Below are 19,599 nucleotides of genomic sequence, written 5' to 3'. Positions count from 1 at the left end.
GGGCGGCAAAGCGGCGAAAAAAGGCGCATATTGGTTGATCTGAACTGCTCGATTGATTACTATACGCCGCCTAATTTGGCGTATTGGCAGTTCAGCCGTTACGTATATTTTTTAACGACGTGTGGTGCCCGGCTTTGGATCGGGAGAGCGACACGGCCTTACTTTTGAGGTTATCCCATGAAACAAGGTATTCACCCAGAGTACACTGCAGTAAACGCTCGTTGTTCTTGCGGCAACACTTTCGTATTTAACTCTACTATGGGTAAAGACATCAACCTAGATGTATGCGACAAGTGTCACCCTTTCTACACTGGTAAGCAGCGTCAGGTTAGCTCTGGTGGCCGTATCGACAAATTCAACAAGCGTTTCGGTGCGCTTTCTAGCAAGTAATTGCCAGATGAATGTCGAAAAAGGGGATGCGCAAGCATCCCTTTTTTTATGCCCATTTTTTATGCCATAGTTTAGCCTGCTTTCTTCCCTATCTGCATTCCACTGCCAGCGATGTTGGCGATTCCCTCCTATAGTTATCACCGAAGACGCTATATTCCCCATACTCCTTGGGCATTCAGTCTGGGAATCATTGGATCGACCAGATGTTCGGTGCTAGGATTTTGTGCTGCCATAGAATATGATCTATGTCCAAATTACAAAATAAAGTCACCTCCAGTCAGGATTTCGAACACTATGTCTGAAGATTTTCGCCAGCAGGCCCTTGATTACCATGCTTACCCAGTACCAGGAAAAATCGCCGTTGAACTCACCAAGCCGGCTAATACCGTAGAAGATCTGGCACTTGCTTACAGCCCTGGTGTGGCTGAGCCGGTGCGTGAAATCGCGCAAAACTCAGAGAATGTCTACAAGTACACCGGTAAGGGCAATATGGTCGCGGTGATCACCAACGGTACCGCTATCCTTGGCTTGGGTAACCTGGGTCCATTGGCTTCAAAACCTGTCATGGAAGGTAAAGCACTGTTGTTCAAACGCTTTGCTGGCCTGGACTCGATTGATATCGAAGTAAAGCACCGTACTATCGATGAGTTTGTCGATACGGTGGCGAATATTGCCGATACATTTGGCGGGATCAACCTGGAAGATATCAAGGCGCCGGACTGTTTTGAAATCGAAAAGCGCCTGATCGAACGCTGTCATGTGCCGGTCTTCCATGATGATCAGCATGGTACGGCGATTGTGACTGCGGCGGGGATGCTCAATGCGCTTGAGTTGCAAGGCAAGAAAATCAACGAAGCAGTCATTGTCTGTTTGGGTGCTGGCGCTGCAGCTGTGGCGTGTATGGAGCTACTGATCAAGTGTGGTGCCCAGCGTGAGAAAATCTACATGCTTGACCGCAAAGGTGTGATCCACACCCGTCGTGACGATATCAATGAATATAAGCAGCTGTTTGCCAACAACACCGACAAGCGTACGCTGGAAGATGTGATTGAAGGTGCGGATATCTTTGTCGGCGTATCGGGCCCCGATCTGCTGGCGCCGGAATCACTGAAACTGATGGCTGACAAGCCTGTGGTATTTGCGTGTTCTAATCCGGATCCTGAAATCAAGCCTGAGTTGGCTCATGCCGTTCGTGATGATTTGATCATGGGTACTGGCCGCTCGGACTACCCGAACCAGGTGAACAATGTTATCTGTTTCCCGTTCATCTTCCGTGGTGCGCTGGATGTTCGCGCGAGCGAAATCAATGACGAGATGAAGCTGGCTGCCGTTGACGCTATTCGCTCACTGGCAAAAGAGCCGGTACCAGCCGAAGTGGTTGCGGCAGCAGGTGCCGACAAGCTTGAGTTCGGTACAGAGTACATTATTCCTAAACCGATGGATCCACGCCTGTTGCCACGTGTTGCCAAGGCGGTTGCGCAAGCTGCGGTAGACTCGGGCGTTGCGCGAATCGATATGCCTGTTGGTTATATGGAAGAGAAGTAATTGCTTCGCACCACGTAGTGCAAAAAAACCAGCCGTATGGCTGGTTTTTTTTCGTCATAATTTGTCGGTATTATTGACCAAGTCGTCTTGTTGACCTAAGTGGTATTGGCTTGGGGCTACTCGTTAATGTCTTCGTATGTGATCCCCATTTCTTCCATTAGGGCCTTGGCTTCGGCTGGAAGATCGTCCGGACGGTCCTTACGGATATCGTCGTCGGTCGGCAGTGGCTGACCGGTATAGGCATGCAGGAAGGCCTCGCACAGTAGTTCACTGTTGGTAGCGTGGCGCAAGTTGTTGACCTGGCGACGAGTACGTTCATCTGTCAGGATTTTCAGAACCTTTAATGGAATCGAAACTGTAATTTTTTTGACTTGCTCGTTTTTCTTACCGTGTTCCGCGTAAGGGCTGATGTATTCGCCATTCCACTCTGCCATTTTTTACCTTCTCAGCGATATAAAAGTGAAGAAATATAGTATGCCTGAATTTTAGCGGGATTTACTGCCATAAGCAAAGACATATAGACGTCTAGAAGTGTTGACGTCCTCTTCGTTTGTGGTTATGTTGTTGCATAAAAGTTATTCAGCAGGGCCGCCCTGACAAGGAAAGTAATTATGAGTGACAAGAAGCTAGCCACCGTCGCTGTTCGCACCGGCATCGAATCCGATACCCAGTACAATGCTGTGGTTCCCCCTCTCTATTTAACCTCAACCTATAGCTTCTCGCAATTAGGAGAGGTGCCGCAATATGATTACTCCCGTTCTGGCAACCCAACCCGCAACACGTTGGCCGATGCGCTGGCTGAGCTCGAGGGGGGCGCGGGCGCGGTCGTGACCAACTGCGGTACGGCGGCAATCAACTTGCTTGCTTCAGCATTGATTGGTCCTGAAGATTTGATTATTGCCCCGCACGACTGCTATGGCGGTACTTACCGACTGTTCAACACCCGCGCAGCAAAGGGCGACTTCAAGGTCCGTTTTATTGATCAGACCGATCCGACTGCAGTGGCCGAAGCATTGACATTGCAGCCCAAGTTGATCTGGGTCGAAACACCATCCAACCCGCTGCTGCGTGTGGTTGATGTGGCAGAACTCTGTGTAGCAGCCAAGCAGGCCGGATCGCTGGTGGCTGTCGACAATACTTTCCTGTCTCCGATCCTCCAGCAGCCTATCGCGCTGGGCGCCGATTTTGTTGTTCACTCCACCACCAAATACATTAATGGTCATTCGGATGTGGTCGGTGGCGTGCTGATCTCCAAGTTAGAAGCGCACGCAGAAGAGATTGCCTGGTGGGCAAACTGTATCGGTGCGACCGGGGCGCCATTCGATGCCTATATGACATTGCGGGGGCTGCGGACCCTGGCACCAAGAATGCGGATGCATGAAGAAAATAGCCGCCAGATCTTGGCCTACCTGCAGCAACAGCCACTGGTTGGCAACATTTACCACCCGAGCCAGCCTGAGCATCCGGGCCATGCCATTGCTCTCAAGCAGCAAAAGGGCTTCGGGGCGATGCTGAGCTTTGAAATGGCTGGCGGTATGGCGCAGCTGGAAGTGTTTGTAAAAGAGCTAAACTGTTTCTCATTGGCGGAATCATTAGGCGGGACCGAGAGCTTGATTTGTCACCCTGCCAGCATGACACACCGTGCGATGTCGGATGAAGCCCAGGCCGAAGCGGGTTTGAAGCCGTCGCTGTTAAGGCTGTCGGTAGGCCTTGAGGATCCTGAAGATTTGATTGCTGATCTTGAGCAGGCTTTCAATAAAGCCTCGGAGGTGGCCTAAATGAGCGTTTCTTTTGCACGTCAACTGCATAAGTTCGGGGGCAGTAGCTTGGCTGATCCCGAGTGCTATCTACGGGTGGCTGACATTTTGCGGGAATACTCGAGCGATAACGATTTAGTGGTGGTGTCGGCGGCTGGCAAGACGACTAACGGTTTGATTGAGTGGCTTGAACTGTTGGATAAAGATGGCCGTCAGGCCCATGAAGCTCTGCAGTCCTTACGTAGCTTCCAGCAGACACTGATTGAGTCGTTGCTAGACGGTGAGACGGCCGATGAACTGCTGACCCAGCTGCACCTAGAGCTGGGCGAGTTATCAAGCCTGGCGGAAAAGCCCCGGGATGAAGCCGAGCAAGCTAAGGTGCTGGGGCACGGCGAGTTGTGGTCAGCCCGTTTGTTGGCTGCTTTGCTGAGCAAACAGCAATTGCCTGCGGTGAGCTTGGACTCTCGTTGCTTCCTGCGTGCTGAGTGTTCGGCACAGCCGGAAGTTGACCGTGCACAGTCACGACCGCTGCTCAAGGCGCAGCTGGCACAATATAGCCAGCAGCGGGTGGTGATCACCGGCTTCATGGCCCAGAGCGGTACTGGCGAGACTGTACTGCTCGGTCGAAATGGCTCTGATTATTCGGCAACGGTGATTGGGGCGCTGGCCGATGTTGATCGGGTCACTATCTGGAGTGATGTTGCGGGTGTTTACAGTGCGGATCCGCGTAAGGTGGCCGATGCCTGCCTGCTGCCACTGTTACGTCTTGATGAGGCCAGTGAACTGGCCCGTTTGGCGGCACCGGTATTGCATAGCCGTACCTTGCAGCCGGTTGCCCAAAGTGCAATAGACCTGACCCTGCGCTGCAGTCATCAGCCGGAGCAGGGCTCGACCCGGGTTGAGCGAGTACTGGCCTCAGGGCGCGGCGCTAAGATCATTACTTCGCTCGATGAGGTGTGCCTGATTGAGCTGTCGGTGACCCGGGCTCATGATTTTGCGCCTATCGCTACTGATATCGAGCGTTTCCTGCAGCGTACTCAATTGCAGCCGCTTGCCAGCTGTTTTGAACCGGATAAAGGTCGGGTGCAGCTGGCTTATACCGCCGAGGTTGTAAATAGCGTATTGGCCCAGCTGCAGGACAGCGGCATTGCCGCGGAGTTGCGCTTACGTGAGGGCTTCTCGTTGGTGGCGGCAGTGGGCGCCGGGGTGGTGAACAATGCCGTCCATTGCTATGGGTTCTATCAGCAGCTCAAAGGTCAGGCGTTGGAGTTTATTGCCGAGTCTGAATCGGGCTTGAGCCTCGTTGCTGTGCTGCGCAAGGCCGATACTGACAGCTTGATCCAGGGGATCCACCAGAGTTTGTTCCAGGCCCAGAAACGTATTGGTCTCGTCCTCTGTGGCAAGGGCAATATCGGTAGTCGCTGGCTGGAGTTGTTCGAGAGTGAGAAGGCGACGCTGGAGAAGCGTCACGGCATGAGTTTTACCTTGATCGGGGTGGTTGATAGCCGTCGTCACTGGATTGATTTTGACGGTATTGATGCCGGCCGGGCTCATAATGCGTTTGATGATGAGTCGGTTGGATATGACCAAACCGATGGAGATTGGCTCTCGGTGCTGGCCCACCATACCTATGATGATGTGATGGTGCTGGATGTGACAGCCAGCAGCGAACTGGCTGCGCGTTACCCGCAGGTAGCAGAGTCAGGGCTACACCTGATTTCAGCCAACAAAGTGGCGGGCTCGGCGTCTGGCGAGGATTACCACCAAGTGATTGATGCCTTTGCCAAGAGCAGCCGTTTCTGGCTCTACAACGCCACCGTTGGTGCTGGGCTACCGGTCAACCATACGGTACGTGATTTACGTGAGAGCGGCGATGAGATCATCGCCTTGTCGGGGATTTTCTCCGGTACCTTGTCTTGGCTGTTCCAGCAGTATGATGGCTCGGTGCCGTTCTCGCAGCTGGTCGAGCTGGCTTGGCAGCAGGGCCTGACCGAACCGGATCCTCGCCATGATTTGGATGGCAGCGATGTGATGCGCAAACTGGTGATTTTGGCGCGTGAATCGGGTTTGTCGCTTGAGCCCGAGCAGGTCAAGGTTGAAACCTTGGTGCCCAATTCGCTGTCGACGCTTGGCGTGGATGATTTCTTCGAGCAGGCTGCGGAGCTTGATGAACTGCTGCATGAGCGTCTGCGCAAGGCTCAGAGAGAAGAGAAAGTGCTGCGCTACATTGCCCGCTTGGATCGCCATGGTAAGGCGGCGGTGGGGATAGAGGCACTGCCTCGTGAGCATGCTCTGGCCAATTTGCTGCCGTGCGATAATATTTTTGCCATCGAAAGCCACTGGTACCGTGATAACCCATTGGTGATCCGTGGTCCGGGTGCTGGTCGAGATGTGACGGCTGGTGCCTTGTTATCGGATATCAACCGTTTGGCTTCGATGCTGTAAATGCCTTCGGTGTGGGGATATATCGGAATGTGAGGCAAGTGGTATATGCTGGGGTGTGGGTGGTTATGCGGCGTATTTACCCAGGCATAACCATTCATCCAGCTAAAGTCTCTACAGGAATGATTTATAACCTTAAAGCCCGCTATTTGCGGGCTTTTTGCTATCTGGGGATGTTGAAGTTATTGCAATTTGAAGTTGAAAAATATTCATGATCATCATGTTGACAATAAATTGGTTACAAGACATTCTGTAGACATATAGACGTCTAAACGGTTATTTTGATGTCTCAGTTTAGGGAGTGGCCGCGAGCCAACAAAGTAAGGAAAGGATTATGGGGTATTCACACGCAAGCCACCTGGATTCACTGAACCAGAATATTGCTGACATTGACGGCAACATCAATGTGTCATTCGAGTTCTTTCCGCCAAGCAGTGAGCAGATGGAGCAGACACTGTGGAACTCCATTCACCGCCTGAAGACGCTGCAACCAAAATTTGTCTCGGTGACCTATGGAGCCAACTCGGGCGAGCGTGATCGTACCCACTCAATTATCAAGGACATCAAAGATCAGACTGGCCTGGTTGCAGCCCCGCACCTGACCTGTATCGATGCAACTCGTGATGAGCTGCGTACTATTGCCCGTGACTATTGGAATAACGGTATCCGCGACATTGTTGCCCTGCGTGGCGACTTGCCGGAGCAAGGCTCCAAGCCCGAAATGTATGCCGCTGACTTGGTTGAATTACTGCGTTCGGAAGCCGATTTTGATATTTCGGTTGCGGCTTACCCGGAGGTCCACCCTGAAGCCAAGAGTGCCCAGGCAGATCTTATCAATCTCAAGCGCAAGGTCGATGCCGGTGCCAGCCGTGCCATTACCCAGTTTTTCTTTGATGTAGAAAGCTATCTGCGTTTCCGCGACCGCTGTGTGGCGGCGGGTATTGATGTCGAAATTGTGCCGGGGATCTTGCCTGTGTCCAACATGAAACAGGCCAAGCGTTTTGCCAATGCCAATAACGTGAAAATTCCAGGTTGGCTTGAGAAGCAGTATGAAGGGCTTGATGATGACCTGCTAAGCCGTCAGATGCTGGGTGCCAGTAACGCTATCGATATGGTGCGGGTACTCAGCCGCGAAGGAGTGAAAGATTTCCACTTTTATACTCTAAACCGAGCCGAGCTGACCTACGCAATTTGCCATACGCTAGGAGTGCGCGCTAAAGGTTAACCTTGGCTAGACCGGATAACAGACAAAAGAAAAGCCGCATGAGCGGCTTTTTTTATGTTTGGTAGTTAGTGCTTAAAGTGCAACCGGGCTACCCGCTGAGTCCATGTCTTTCAGCTCGATCAATACTTCCTCGGCCCAGTCAATCCAAGCCTGGCGGTTGTGGATCGCACGGCGAAGGGTTAGACGGTCAAGGCGGGATTGGCGATCGAGATTTTTGTGGTCAGCAAAATGGATTTTTTCCATTTCGTTGTAGTGGTTGATTAGCGTGTGCGACTCTTCAATCAAACCTTCGAGCTGTTGTTGCATTGGCTCTGAATTGTGCACACCGCAAACGACCAGCTTGGCTGAAAACTCATCGCGGATGGTTGGGTTACGGGCAGGCTCTTGGAACCACTCAAATAGGGCCTGACGGCCCAGATCAGTAATGGAATATACCTTACGATCGGGTTTGCCTTCTTGTGGTTCAAGTTGACAGGTTACCTGGTTGTTACCGGCCATTTTATTCAGCTCGCGGTACACTTGCTGGTGGCTGGCTTTCCAGAAATAACCAATGCTATGGGAAAACTCTTTGGTGATATCGTAACCGGTGGCATCGCGGTTACTCAACACAGTTAAAATAACGTGTGGTAGTGACATCTCTTCTATCCGTTAAAATACTACATAAAAAAATAACTCGACTGGCATGGCCGTAAGTGGCCGCAACGTACCCATCGCTCATTGGCGTTTTTATAATCGTATTGTTGCAGTGCCTGATCGAGATCACGTAGCATACACATCAATGGGCTAATTTTCGACATCAGAGTGGGATATCGACGAAAACTGGTGCAACCAATTGCCCGTCTTGTGATGCTGGTCTATATAATGCGTGTTAATTCGTATTTATCATTTGATGCAAATTGTTTTTTATCAAATGGTTTCAGTGCGTGCTGTTTAGTTTAGCTAAGGGCGTATTGGTGGGGCTGTCTCATTAATGAGGCAAATGAAAAATAAGCGGAAAAGAGAAAGGGCTAGCATGATAGATGCTAGCCCTTGTGGTTATTTTACGGACTAATTAACCCGTGTTACGCATACCCGTTGCAATACCGGCAATAGTCACCATCAAGGCTTCTTCCAGCATCGGAGACGGTGTTTCCTGGCGGCGGTTACGGTAGAGCAGCTCAGCCTGAAGCATATTCAATGGCTCGACGTAGATATTACGCAGGCGGATAGACTCGGCACCCCATGGGTTTTGCTCCATCAGGTGGGCGCTGTTTTCCACGGTCAATACAGCCTTGATATCTTGCTGCAGCTGGTCGCGAAGCTTCTGGCCCGTAGGCCATAGCGATTCATCGGTCAGGCGTTGGTCGTAGTATTCGGCTATCCCGATATTGGTCTTGGTAAAGACCATTTCCAACATCCCTAGGCGAGTTGAGAAGAATGGCCACTCACGGCACATTTCTTCCAACTGCGGGGCATGGCCCTTGTCAATCGAGAACTGGATCGCTTCACCGGCACCCAACCAAGCAGGCAGGATCAAGCGGTTCTGACTCCAGGCGAAAATCCACGGAATAGCGCGTAGACTCTCTACGCCGCCTTTCGGGTTACGCTTGGCGGGACGTGAGCCCAGAGGCAGTTTGCCCAGCTCCAGCTCAGGGGTTGCGGCACGGAAGTACGGCACAAACTTCTCATTGCCACGCACCACATCGCGGTAGGCGTCGCAGGAGACTTCAGATAACACGTCCATGAGTTCGCGCCATTCTTGTTTCGGCTGCGGCGGTGGCATCAGGTTCGCTTCGAGGATCGCGCTGGCATACAGGCTCAGACTGTTGACCGCGACTTCAGGCAGACCCAGTTTGAAGCGGATCATCTCGCCTTGTTCGGTAACCCGTAGGCCACCTTTCAGGCTGCGCGGTGGCTGTGACAATAGCGCTGCGTGAGCAGGGGCGCCGCCACGACCGATAGAGCCACCACGACCGTGGAATAGGGTCAGCTCAACAGCGGCTTCTTCACACACATTAACCAGTGACTCCATCGCATGGTACTGGGCCCAGCCAGCCGCCATGACGCCGGCATCTTTGGCCGAGTCGGAATAGCCAATCATCACCATCTGGTGGTTCTGGATATAGCCACGGTACCAGTCGATATTCATCAACTGTTTGATCACGCTCTCGGCGTTATTGAGATCTTCCAGGGTCTCGAACAGCGGGCAGACATCCATACGGAATTTGCAACCGGCCTCTTGGAGCAGCAGGTGAACCGCCAGTACATCGGAGGCGGTACGGGCCATGGAAATTACGTAAGCACCCAATGCTTCACGAGGTTGGTCGGCAATCGCCTTGCAGGTGTCGATGACTTCTTTGACTTCGGCTGAGGGCTCCCAGTCGCGCGGTAGCAGCGGGCGCTTGGACGACAGTTCACGGACCAGGAAGGCCACTTTATCCTGCTCACTCCACTGATCGTAGTCACCCAGACCGAGGTAGCGGGTTAGCTCCGAAATGACGTTGGAGTGGCGGGTGCTTTCCTGGCGGATATCAAGGCGAACCAGGTGCACACCGAAACATTTGATACGGCGCAGCACATCAAGCAACAGGCCGTCGGCAATGATCCCCATGTCGCACTCGTGGAGTGAGCGGTAACACGCGTATAGCGGGTTCCACAGCTGCTCGATATCATCAATGATCCCGAAGCTTGGCGCGTCGAGGCCTTTGATTTTGGCATCCAGTACGTCCCGGGTGTTGGTTAGCTTGGCACGAAGAACCTTGAGGATGGCACGGTACGGTTCATGTTCGTCACCAGCCAGCTCGCGTACTTCGTCGTTGCATTTGACCATCGACAGCTCGCTGACCAGCTCTTTGACATCCTGAAGGTAGAGATCGGCCGCTTTCCAGCGTGAAAGCAACAATACCTCACGGGTCACTTCAGAGGTCACAAATGGGTTACCGTCGCGGTCGCCCCCCATCCATGACGAGAAGGTCACTGGCGCGGCATCAATAGGGAGCCCTTCACCGAGGTGAGTCGTTAGCTTCTCATCAAACTGGCGCAGGAACTCCGGTACGGCGTGCCACAGTGAGTTTTCAACCACCGCAAAGCCCCATTTGGCTTCATCGAGCGGAGTCGGGCGTTGTTTGCGGATCACATCAGAGTGCCATGCCTGGGCAATGAGCTGCTCAAGGCGGCGTTCAACACGCTGGCGCTCGCTGGCCGACAGTTCGCTCAGCTCCAGCTTGGAGAGGCATTTATTGATCTGCACCAGCTTGTGGATCATGGTACGACGGGCAATTTCCGTCGGGTGGGCTGTCAGTACCAGATCAATATTAAGGTCGCGAACCGCCTGAATAGAATCGAATTGGCTGATGTCTTGCTCATCCAGTTTGGCAAACAGGGCATCGATAGAGTCTGGGCTGCAGATATGTTCTTCGCTATGGCGAGACACCGTGTGGTACTGCTCGGCAATATTGGTCAGGTTCAGGAACTGGCTGAAGGCCCGGGCAACAGGCAGTAGCTGGTCGTCTGGCAGGTTCTGCAGTTCGTCGATCAGCTTGGCACGATCGTCCTGGCTACCTGCGCGGGCAGATTTGGACAGTTTGCGGATGGTTTCTACTTTACTTAGTAGCGCTTCACCATGCGCATCCTTGATTGTCGTACCCAGCATGTGGCCGAGCATACTGACGTTGCTTCTAAGCGCGCTGTACTTTTCGTTCATATCGCATCCATCTCGTAAATTTATTACATCCAATTAACTCAATAGACAACAATCTAGCCGTGTTCAGGCTTTGAGGTCAACATTGATCGTCATAACTAGTAAGAAAACGACAGTGCATTGATTTTTATCATGTTATGAAACGGAGGGTGTAACAAAGTGTCACTAAAATGGCGTGATAAAGCACAAAACCTGCGTGCTTGTTGCGCAATATGTCGCGAAAGGAGGCACTTTACGGTCGATTCAGTGCTTTGTGCTGCGCTATATAGAGAGGGCGTTGGTGAAGAGGTGTCGATAAAGGGGGAATTATTATTTTTTCTCCACGAAGAGTTGACACCGGTCATAAATCTCGGTAAAAACATATTAATTCAAAAGATATGAATAAAAATATTCATGTTGAGTGATGGTTAACAACGGCATTATGTTAACCGAGCGGTATCAAGAATTGTAACGAAACTGAAATAGGTACGAACCCCATGAACCAAGCGACTAGCCAATCACAAAACACCCTCCGACGACGCTGAGTTTCGCTTGGTGCCTCTGCGCACCCCATCCCGAGACAGCCCTGCTGTCAGCTATACCTCCAACACCCATAAATCAAACAAACGGACTTATTATGTTGAACACCCATATTATCGGTGCCAGCGGCTACACCGGCGCAGAGCTGGCCAAAATGGTACACCTGCATCCCAATCTCAACTTGGCGGGATTATATGTTTCAGCCAACAGTACCGACGCCAACAAGCCGATCAGTGATCTTCACGGTCAGCTAAAGGGGATTGTCGATATGCCGCTGCAACCATTGGTCGCACCGGCTAAGGTCGCAAAGACTGGAGATATTGTGCTGCTGGCAACGGCCCATGAAGTGAGCCATAACTTGGCGCCGACGTTCTTGGAGGCAGGTTGTCAGGTGTTTGATTTATCGGGAGCCTTCCGGGTTCAGGGCGACCTCTTCTATACCCAGTATTATGGCTTCGAACATCAGTTCCCGGCTTGGCTGGAGCAAGCGGTGTACGGACTTGCCGAGTGGAACTACGATGCTATCGCGACCGCCCAGCTTATTGCTGTACCGGGTTGTTACCCTACCGCCTCGCAATTGGCGTTGAAACCCCTGTTGGAAAAGCAGCTATTGAATACGCAGCAGTGGCCGGTGATCAATGCGGTAAGCGGCGTATCCGGTGCCGGCCGTAAGGCTTCGATGACTAACAGCTTTTGCGAAGTTAGCCTGCAGGCTTATGGCATTTTTACCCACCGTCACCAGCCTGAAATCACAGCCCACCTCGGCCAGGAGGTGATCTTTACCCCGCATCTTGGCAATTTCAAACGGGGCATTCTGGCAACCATCACGGCAAAACTGGCCGATGGCGTCACGGCTAAGCAGGTCGAGGCGGCAATGGTTGCGGCCTATGGTGCGGAAGGTGATAAGCATGCCGTTCGTCTGCTGGGCCATCAGGCCGCGAAATTACAGAGCGTGGTCAACACTTGCTTCTGTGATATCGGTTGGCAGATACAGGATGGACACATAATCTTAACGTCTGCGATTGATAACCTACTCAAAGGGGCATCATCGCAAGCGATGCAGTGCATAAATATTCGAAATGGTTTCCCTCAGCTTACAGCGTTGGTATAAAGGTAGGAGAGTCGCGATGAATCAGGTTCCTTTGGTAATAAAGCTCGGCGGTGCAGTACTGTCTTGCGGTGACACCCTAGAAAAATTGTTTGGTGCTATCAATGCTTACCAGCAGCAGGCACAGCGCCCTCTGGTGCTTGTCCATGGTGGTGGTTACCTGGTCGATGACCTGATGGCCAAGCTGCAGTTGGAAACGGTGAAGAAAGAAGGGCTGCGGGTGACCCCGGCTGAGCAAATCCCTTATATCGCCGGTGCGCTAGCGGGTACAGCCAATAAGCTGCTACAGGGGCAGGCACAAAAAGCGGGTGTTGCAGCCGTAGGCCTCAGCCTTGCCGATGGCGGATTGTGTGAAGTGACCGAGCTGGATCCTGAATTAGGCGCAGTGGGCAAAGCCCAACCGGGCGACAGCAGTTTGGTTAGCCAAATTATGCAGGCGGGTTTCTTACCTATTGTCAGCTCAATTGGCCTTGATAGTCAGGGTCAGCTTATGAATGTGAATGCTGATCAGGCGGCCGTTGCGGTGGCCGCTGCACTCGACGGGGAGTTGGTGTTGCTGTCGGATGTCAGCGGGGTTTTAGATGGTAAGGGACACCTTATCAGCAAGCTGACCGAGTCTGAAGCCGAGGCGTTGATCGCCCAGGCGGTGATCACCGATGGCATGGTAGTGAAAGTCCGCGCCGCATTTGAAGCGGCGAATGCGCTAGGGCGTTCAATCGAAGTTGCGACCTGGCGCTACCCAGATAAGTTGGCTGCGTTGTTTGATGGCCAGAGTATCGGTACCAAATTTTCACCTCAGGCGTAATGCCTGCGGTTATTGAATACCTACAAATGTAGTACACATGGATTGATAAATCGCCTGAACGGGAAGACCGTCGAACAGGCAATCAGGAGAGAGTTATGAGCAAAGTAAATAAAGTGGTATTGGCTTATTCCGGCGGTCTGGACACCTCGGCGATTATTCCTTGGCTAAAGGAAAACTATGACTGTGACGTGGTGGCGTTTGTGGCCGATGTTGGCCAGGGCGAAGAAGAGTTGGAAGGCATCGAAGAAAAGGCGTTGGCCTCAGGGGCATCCGCTTGTTACATCGCCGATCTGAAAGAAGAAATGGTCAAGGACTATATCTACCCAAGCTTGAAGACTGGGGCGATTTACGAAGGCAAGTACCTGTTGGGCACGTCAATGGCCCGTCCTATTATTGCCAAGGCGCAGGTTGAATGTGCGTTGGAAGTCGGGGCCGATGCGCTATGTCACGGTTGTACTGGTAAAGGAAATGACCAGGTGCGTTTCGAAAGTGCCTATGCGGCACTGGCACCACAGCTGGAAGTGATTGCGCCGTGGCGTGAGTGGGATCTTCGTAGCCGTGAGGCGCTGCTGGACTACTTGGCTGAGCGTGATATTCCGTGTACGGCTTCGTTGGAAAAAATCTACTCGCGTGATGCCAATGCTTGGCATATTTCCACCGAAGGTGGCGTGTTGGAAGAGACGTGGAACCAACCTAACGAGCTTTGCTGGGTATGGACCAAAGATCCTGAAGATGCACCGGAAAAACCTGAACAGGTTTCTATTCTGGTTGAGAAAGGTGAAATCGTCGCTGTCGATGGTGAAGCTATGTCGCCATACAATGCGTTGGTTTACCTCAACGAGAAAGGTGCCGAGCACGGTGTTGGCCGTATCGATATTGTCGAGAACCGCCTGGTAGGGATCAAGTCCCGTGGTTGTTACGAAACGCCGGGGGGGACCATCATGAATGAAGCCCTGCGTGCCGTAGAACAGCTGGTACTGGACAAAGACGCATTTGAGTTCCGTGAGAGTGTCGGCCTGAAAGCGTCGCACCTGATCTATGATGGCCGTTGGTTTACCCCGCTGTGCAAGTCCTTGCTGGCTGCTGCACAAGAGCTGTCACAAGATGTGAGCGGTGAGGTTGTCGTGAAACTTTATAAAGGTCAAGCTACGGTAGTCCAGAAGCGTTCGGTCAATAGCCTGTACTCCGAAGAGTTTGCAACCTTTGGCGAGGACGAGGTATACGATCACAGTCATGCGGGTGGCTTTATCCGCCTGTACTCGCTGGCAAGCCGTATCCGTGCGCTGAACGAACAAAAAAAATAATCCAGAACACGACATCATAAATCACAGCAAGTCGAGCAAGATACATAGGAGATAGGCCATGGCACTATGGGGCGGACGGTTCAGTCAGGCGGCTGACACACGGTTTAAGCAGTTCAACGACTCATTGCGTTTTGATTACCGTTTGGCGGAGCAGGACATTGTCGGCTCGATCGCCTGGTCGAAGGCGCTGCGTCAGGTCAACGTGCTGTCGGACGAAGAGCAGCAACGGCTGGAGCTGGCGCTCAATGAGCTTAAGCTGGCAGTGATGGAAGATCCGGAGCAGATTTTGCGTTCTGATGCCGAGGATATCCATAGCTGGGTTGAGCAGCAGCTGATTGGCAAAGTCGGTGATCTGGGCAAGAAGCTCCATACGGGTCGCTCGCGTAACGATCAGGTGGCGACGGATCTCAAGTTGTGGTGTCGCCAGCAAGGTCAGCAGTTGTTGTTGATGTTGGATCAGCTGCAGAACCAGCTGGTGACCGTGGCCCGAGAGCATCAGGCGACGGTATTGCCGGGCTATACCCACCTGCAGCGTGCGCAGCCGGTAACTTTCGCCCATTGGTGTTTGGCCTATGTCGAGATGTTCGAGCGTGATCACTCGCGCCTGTCCGATGCGCTAGAGCGGTTGGACACCTGCCCGCTGGGTTCTGGTGCTTTGGCCGGTACTGCCTATCCAATTGACCGTGAAGTGCTGGCCCATAGCCTGGGCTTCCAGCGCGCGACGCGTAACAGTCTCGATTCGGTATCAGACCGTGACCATGTGATGGAGTTGCTATCGACCGCTTCGATTTCCATGCTGCATCTCTCCCGGATGGCGGAAGATTTGATCTTCTACAACTCTGGCGAGTCCAACTTTATTGAACTGGCCGACACCGTGACTTCGGGCTCGTCCCTGATGCCGCAGAAGAAAAACCCGGATGCACTGGAGCTGATCCGTGGTAAGTGTGGCCGGGTCTACGGGGCGATGACCGGCATGATGATGACGGTCAAGGCATTGCCGCTGGCCTATAACAAGGACATGCAGGAAGACAAGGAAGGCCTGTTCGATGCGTTGGACAGCTGGTATGAATGTATGGAGATGGCTGCACTGTGCTTTGAAGGCATCAAGGTCAACAAGGACAGAACGCTGGAAGCGGCCATGCAGGGCTATTCCAATGCGACTGAACTGGCCGATTATCTGGTGGCGAAGGGGATCCCGTTCCGTGAAGCCCACCATATTGTCGGTGTCGCGGTTGTCGCGGCCATTGCGAAGGGCTGTGCCCTTGAAGAGTTGTCACTGGACGAGATGAAAGCCTTCTCCGAGGTGATCGATGAAGATGTCTACCCGATCCTCACCATCGAGTCCTGTCTTGAAAAACGCTGTGCCTTGGGTGGTGTGGCACCAAATCAGGTCGATTTTGCCATTGGCCAAGTCGAGAAGCGCCTCGAGAAGCGTTACTCACCGGGCGTGAAAGTGCGTGGAGCCCGCCTGACCGATCTCGATGCTATCGAGGGCATGGTGGTGTACTGGGCTGGCCTTGGCGAGAACTTACCACGGATGCGCAACGAACTGGTGCGGGATATCGGCTCGTTTGCAGTGGCTGAGCATCACGGTACGGTTACCGGTTGTGCGTCCTTGTATGTGTATGACTCTGGCTTGGCAGAAATTCGCTCCCTTGGCGTGGAGGCTGGCTGGCAGCATCAAGGGCAGGGTAAGGCTATCGTTGATCACTTGATTGAAAAAGCGGGTCAGATGGCCATTAAGAAGGTGTTTGTCCTGACCCGTGTGCCTGAGTTCTTCATGAAGCAGGGCTTTGTACCGACGTCGAAATCCTTGCTGCCGGAGAAGGTGATGAAAGATTGCGACCGCTGCCCACGCCAGCATGCCTGTGATGAGGTGGCGCTGGAAGTGCGGATGGATCAAGAGCAGGCCATCCCTACAGTAAATGTGGCATAAGTCTGTTCGGGGCTGACCCCAAATAATGAATTCTCTTAGTCTATTTGCCCGGCTTTATGTCGGGCTTTTTTATGTTTTTTGTAGGGCGGTTGGGAAAGTCGTTGTTTAAGAAACGGCTATTTGGAAATCGCTGTTCGGGATCTAAGCTGCCAGGCCCGGATACCATGGGCAACCAGCAGTAAGGTCGTGCTACTGGCGGCGACAAAGAGGGTGATAGCGTCGATAGTCGTCGGCTGGTGGCGGTAAAAAATGAACCATCCTACCCAGCACAGTGGGCTCAATACTGACAGCTGGCGGATACAGCGCTGGCAGCGCCCGAGCTTTTGCCAGAAAACAGAACGGGTACAGGCTTGGCATCCCATCTTGATCTCATCCGTTAGTCCCTTGAAGTTATCGGCAGTTTACTCTGGTCATAAAGGGTAAAGCAAAAAAAGCCCTCACGAGGAGGGCTGTTCGGTAGTGCAAGGGAGAGTTTTCACGTTAATTGTTGTTATTAGCAGCCTGGGCCACAGTCGAGGCAGTGCTTGACCATTTCCGGGCCTAGGTGCAATTTGGCGTTTAGGTCACGCAGGGCAGTACGGACACCCTCTTCTATAACTGGATGGTAGAACGGCATATCCAGCATGTCGGCAATGGTCATTTTATTCTGGTGTGCCCAAGCTAACAGGTGAGCGAGGTGTTCGGCATTCGGGCCCATCATTTCTGCGCCGAGGAAGCGGCCAGTACCTTGTTCACCGTAAACGTGCAGCATGCCTTTGTTGCGCAGCATGACACGGGAGCGGCCTTGGTTTTCGAACGAGACTTCACCGGTCTCGAAGCAGCCACACTGGCCCTGCCGGGTCGTGATTTCTTTGTAGGTTTCACCGACCATGGCAATTTGCGGATCAGAGAACACGGCTGAAATCTTCGAGCGGCGATGGCCGGCACGGATATCTGGGAAGCGTCCGGCATTGTCACCGGCAATACGGCCCTGATCAGCCGCTTCGTGCAGTAAAGGGAGCTGGTTGCTGGCATCACCTGCTACGAAAATTGACTCGACAGACGTTTGCATGGTGTAGTAATCCGCTGTCGGTACACCGCGGGCATCAAGTGTCATCGTGGTATTTTCGATATCTAGCTTGTCGACATTCGGGCGGCGACCGGTGGCGGCCAGTACATAGTCGACATTGATCACCTGCAGGGCACCAGCCTTGTCGAGGTACTGGATCTCAACGTCGTCACCGATACGTTTCATGCTTTCAATACGTACGTCAGCATCGAGGTAGAACTCGTCGTTGAAGGCTTTGTCTGCATAGGCCATTACTGCCGGATCGGTCAGAGGGCCGACTTGGCCACCAAGGCCGAACATCACGACTTCTACCCCAAGGCGCTTGAGAGACTGGCCAAGTTCAAGGCCGATAACGCCCGGGCCGAATACCGCAACCGCTTTTGGTAAATCATCCCAGTCGAAGACATCATCATTGATGATCAGGCGATCGCCCAGCTCATTCCACACGGCAGGGTAAGCAGGGCGGGAGCCGGTCGCGATCACAATACGCTTGGCATGGATGGTGGTATGGCCGTCAACAACCAGTGTGTTGTTATCGATGAATTTGGCGTAGCCGGCAATTTTGTCCTCGGCTGGAATTTCTTCAACCCCTTCCAGGACAAAGCCGACGAAACGGTCACGTTCGCGCTTCACACGGTCCATGACTTCACGGCCGTTGATCACGATGTCACCTTGTGGGTGAACGCCGAAGGCCGGGGCTTTTTCAATCTGGTGAACGCTTTCTGCTGCTGCAATCAGCAATTTTGATGGCATACAGCCTACGCGGGCACAGGTGGTGCCGTATGGGCCGCCTTCGATCATTACTACGCTGTCGGTATGGGCTTTGGCTGCACGGTACGAGCCAAGGCCAGCGGTACCACCGCCGATTACAGCAACATCAACATTCAGGGTTTTCATAGGTTCTCTCCAGTCCAGCACTTGCCGGTCAAATATTGCAGCATATTTTTGCTGGTTTGGGCCCGTCGAGCGGGCCCTTATCGTTATCGGTAGGGTATTAGCCTAGGTAGCTTTCCAGTTCTTCGCTGCCACCGATGTGCTTACCACCGATGAAGACTTGAGGTACCGTGCTGCGGCCAGAGATAGCACGCAGGCTGATGGTGGTTGCATCTTTGCCAAGAATAATTTCTTCGTAGTTCAGGCCTTTATCGATAAGGCTCTGCTTCGCTTTGACACAGAACGGACAACCAGGCTTGCTAAATACCGTGATTGACTCTTGCAGTTTGTGCTCAGGTGCGATGTAGCCCATCATCGTATCAGCGTCAGAAACCTTGAACGGGTCGCCCGGCTCGTCGTTTTCGATGAACATTTTTTCGACCACACCGTTTTTCACCAGCATGCTGTAGCGCCATGAGCGAGCACCGAAGCCTAGGTCATCCTTACCGACGAGCATGCCCATACCTTTTGAGAATTCACCGTTGCCATCTGGGATGAAGGTAATGTTGTCCGCTTCCTGATCGGCTTTCCATGCATTCATGACGAAAGTGTCATTTACAGAAACACACAGGATGTCATCAACACCGTGCTCAGCGAATACTGAAGCTAGCTCGTTGTAGCGAGGCAGGTGGCTAGAAGAACATGTCGGTGTGAATGCGCCTGGTAGGCTGAATACGATGACTGTCTTATCAGCAAATAGCTCTTGAGTTGTTACGTCAACCCACTGATCGCCTTGGCGGGTATGGAAAGTAACCTGAGGGACTGCTTGGCCTTCTTTTGATTCAAACATAATTTTTTCCTTTGGATTAAGTTAGTTGTTTAGTGCAACTGGAGCCTAATCTGTCTTGCTCCCTGTTGATGTGATGATTATGCAATTTTGATATTGATAGATCTAATCGTTTGGTGTT

Annotated in this window: 15 protein-coding genes; 9 read left to right on the top strand and 6 right to left on the bottom strand. The window is 52.6% G+C overall.

Annotated features, from left to right (window positions below; genetic code table 11):
* Positions 1-177 precede the first annotated feature (177 nt).
* The gene (rpmE, locus tag L4D79_RS21515) at positions 178-390 is read left to right on the top strand and encodes a 50S ribosomal protein L31 (RefSeq protein ID WP_008988141.1); all 213 of its coding nucleotides are present in this window, start codon (positions 178-180) and stop codon (positions 388-390) included.
* Between the two features lie 294 nt (positions 391-684).
* On the top strand, positions 685-1,935 hold the full coding sequence (locus tag L4D79_RS21510; protein ID WP_428654221.1) for a malic enzyme-like NAD(P)-binding protein: 1,251 nt from the start codon (positions 685-687) through the stop codon (positions 1,933-1,935).
* Positions 1,936-2,051: 116 nt separating this feature from the next.
* Here L4D79_RS21510 and metJ read toward each other — a convergent pair whose 3' ends face one another.
* Complete coding sequence (gene metJ, locus L4D79_RS21505; RefSeq protein WP_068330548.1) at positions 2,052-2,369, bottom strand: met regulon transcriptional regulator MetJ; 318 nt, start codon at positions 2,367-2,369, stop codon at positions 2,052-2,054.
* A gap of 177 nt (positions 2,370-2,546) precedes the next feature.
* Between metJ and L4D79_RS21500 the strand changes: the two genes are divergently transcribed.
* From L4D79_RS21500 to metF, 3 genes are all read left to right on the top strand, one after another.
* Positions 2,547-3,713 (top strand): O-succinylhomoserine (thiol)-lyase, encoded by a 1,167-nt coding sequence (locus L4D79_RS21500; RefSeq protein WP_428654218.1) that lies wholly within the window; start codon positions 2,547-2,549, stop codon positions 3,711-3,713.
* Positions 3,714-6,137 carry a bifunctional aspartate kinase/homoserine dehydrogenase II gene (locus L4D79_RS21495; protein ID WP_428654216.1) on the top strand — a complete coding sequence of 808 codons (2,424 nt, stop codon included), beginning with the start codon at positions 3,714-3,716 and terminating at the stop codon, positions 6,135-6,137.
* Positions 6,138-6,468: 331 nt separating this feature from the next.
* The gene (metF, locus tag L4D79_RS21490; protein ID WP_428654214.1) at positions 6,469-7,359 is read left to right on the top strand and encodes a methylenetetrahydrofolate reductase; all 891 of its coding nucleotides are present in this window, start codon (positions 6,469-6,471) and stop codon (positions 7,357-7,359) included.
* Positions 7,360-7,431: 72 nt separating this feature from the next.
* On the opposite strand, the gene L4D79_RS21485 is transcribed toward metF, so the two are convergent.
* Entirely contained in the window at positions 7,432-7,995 is a 564-nt protein-coding gene (locus tag L4D79_RS21485) for a PadR family transcriptional regulator (protein ID WP_428654212.1), read from the bottom strand.
* Positions 7,996-8,410: 415 nt separating this feature from the next.
* Positions 8,411-11,041 carry a phosphoenolpyruvate carboxylase gene (ppc, locus tag L4D79_RS21480; protein WP_428654210.1) on the bottom strand — a complete coding sequence of 877 codons (2,631 nt, stop codon included), beginning with the start codon at positions 11,039-11,041 and terminating at the stop codon, positions 8,411-8,413.
* 613 nt (positions 11,042-11,654) lie between these two features.
* Here ppc and argC point away from each other — a divergent pair.
* The 4 genes from argC (at position 11,655) to argH (ending at position 16,710) form a co-directional block, all read left to right on the top strand.
* Positions 11,655-12,668, top strand: a complete 1,014-nt coding sequence (gene argC, locus L4D79_RS21475; RefSeq protein ID WP_428654208.1) for an N-acetyl-gamma-glutamyl-phosphate reductase — start codon at positions 11,655-11,657, stop codon at positions 12,666-12,668.
* A 16-nt stretch (positions 12,669-12,684) separates the two neighbouring features.
* Positions 12,685-13,470 (top strand): acetylglutamate kinase, encoded by a 786-nt coding sequence (gene argB, locus L4D79_RS21470; protein WP_428654206.1) that lies wholly within the window; start codon positions 12,685-12,687, stop codon positions 13,468-13,470.
* 95 nt (positions 13,471-13,565) lie between these two features.
* Entirely contained in the window at positions 13,566-14,774 is a 1,209-nt protein-coding gene (locus tag L4D79_RS21465) for an argininosuccinate synthase (RefSeq protein ID WP_428654204.1), read from the top strand.
* Positions 14,775-14,832: 58 nt separating this feature from the next.
* Positions 14,833-16,710 carry an argininosuccinate lyase gene (argH, locus tag L4D79_RS21460; RefSeq protein ID WP_428654201.1) on the top strand — a complete coding sequence of 626 codons (1,878 nt, stop codon included), beginning with the start codon at positions 14,833-14,835 and terminating at the stop codon, positions 16,708-16,710.
* Positions 16,711-16,826: 116 nt separating this feature from the next.
* Here the strand turns inward: argH and L4D79_RS21455 are convergent, their stop codons facing one another.
* The 3 genes from L4D79_RS21455 to L4D79_RS21445 form a co-directional block, all read right to left on the bottom strand.
* Positions 16,827-17,072, bottom strand: coding sequence for a DUF3624 domain-containing protein (locus tag L4D79_RS21455; RefSeq protein ID WP_428654198.1), 246 nt, complete (start codon positions 17,070-17,072; stop codon positions 16,827-16,829).
* Positions 17,073-17,203: 131 nt separating this feature from the next.
* Complete coding sequence (locus tag L4D79_RS21450; protein WP_428654196.1) at positions 17,204-18,655, bottom strand: dihydrolipoyl dehydrogenase; 1,452 nt, start codon at positions 18,653-18,655, stop codon at positions 17,204-17,206.
* Between the two features lie 97 nt (positions 18,656-18,752).
* Positions 18,753-19,481 carry a glutathione peroxidase gene (locus tag L4D79_RS21445; RefSeq protein WP_428654194.1) on the bottom strand — a complete coding sequence of 243 codons (729 nt, stop codon included), beginning with the start codon at positions 19,479-19,481 and terminating at the stop codon, positions 18,753-18,755.
* Positions 19,482-19,599: the final 118 nt, after the last annotated feature.

It is taken from the genome of Photobacterium satsumensis (assembly GCF_050336935.1).
Taxonomy (GTDB): Bacteria; Pseudomonadota; Gammaproteobacteria; order Enterobacterales; family Vibrionaceae; genus Photobacterium; species Photobacterium satsumensis.
The sequence above is the reverse complement of the archived record's forward strand: the minus strand, read 5'-3'. Positions and strand labels throughout refer to the sequence as shown.

Coding starts and splice junctions, on each gene's coding strand:
- L4D79_RS21500 (WP_428654218.1), top strand. CDS start 2,547: ATGAGTGACAAGAAGCTAGCCACCGTCGCTGTTCGCACCGGCATCGAA.
- L4D79_RS21495 (WP_428654216.1), top strand. CDS start 3,714: ATGAGCGTTTCTTTTGCACGTCAACTGCATAAGTTCGGGGGCAGTAGC.
- L4D79_RS21450 (WP_428654196.1), bottom strand. CDS start 18,655: ATGAAAACCCTGAATGTTGATGTTGCTGTAATCGGCGGTGGTACCGCT.
- rpmE (WP_008988141.1), top strand. CDS start 178: ATGAAACAAGGTATTCACCCAGAGTACACTGCAGTAAACGCTCGTTGT.
- argC (WP_428654208.1), top strand. CDS start 11,655: ATGTTGAACACCCATATTATCGGTGCCAGCGGCTACACCGGCGCAGAG.
- argB (WP_428654206.1), top strand. CDS start 12,685: ATGAATCAGGTTCCTTTGGTAATAAAGCTCGGCGGTGCAGTACTGTCT.
- L4D79_RS21455 (WP_428654198.1), bottom strand. CDS start 17,072: ATGGGATGCCAAGCCTGTACCCGTTCTGTTTTCTGGCAAAAGCTCGGG.
- metF (WP_428654214.1), top strand. CDS start 6,469: ATGGGGTATTCACACGCAAGCCACCTGGATTCACTGAACCAGAATATT.
- L4D79_RS21485 (WP_428654212.1), bottom strand. CDS start 7,995: ATGTCACTACCACACGTTATTTTAACTGTGTTGAGTAACCGCGATGCC.
- argH (WP_428654201.1), top strand. CDS start 14,833: ATGGCACTATGGGGCGGACGGTTCAGTCAGGCGGCTGACACACGGTTT.
- L4D79_RS21510 (WP_428654221.1), top strand. CDS start 685: ATGTCTGAAGATTTTCGCCAGCAGGCCCTTGATTACCATGCTTACCCA.
- ppc (WP_428654210.1), bottom strand. CDS start 11,041: ATGAACGAAAAGTACAGCGCGCTTAGAAGCAACGTCAGTATGCTCGGC.
- metJ (WP_068330548.1), bottom strand. CDS start 2,369: ATGGCAGAGTGGAATGGCGAATACATCAGCCCTTACGCGGAACACGGT.
- L4D79_RS21465 (WP_428654204.1), top strand. CDS start 13,566: ATGAGCAAAGTAAATAAAGTGGTATTGGCTTATTCCGGCGGTCTGGAC.
- L4D79_RS21445 (WP_428654194.1), bottom strand. CDS start 19,481: ATGTTTGAATCAAAAGAAGGCCAAGCAGTCCCTCAGGTTACTTTCCAT.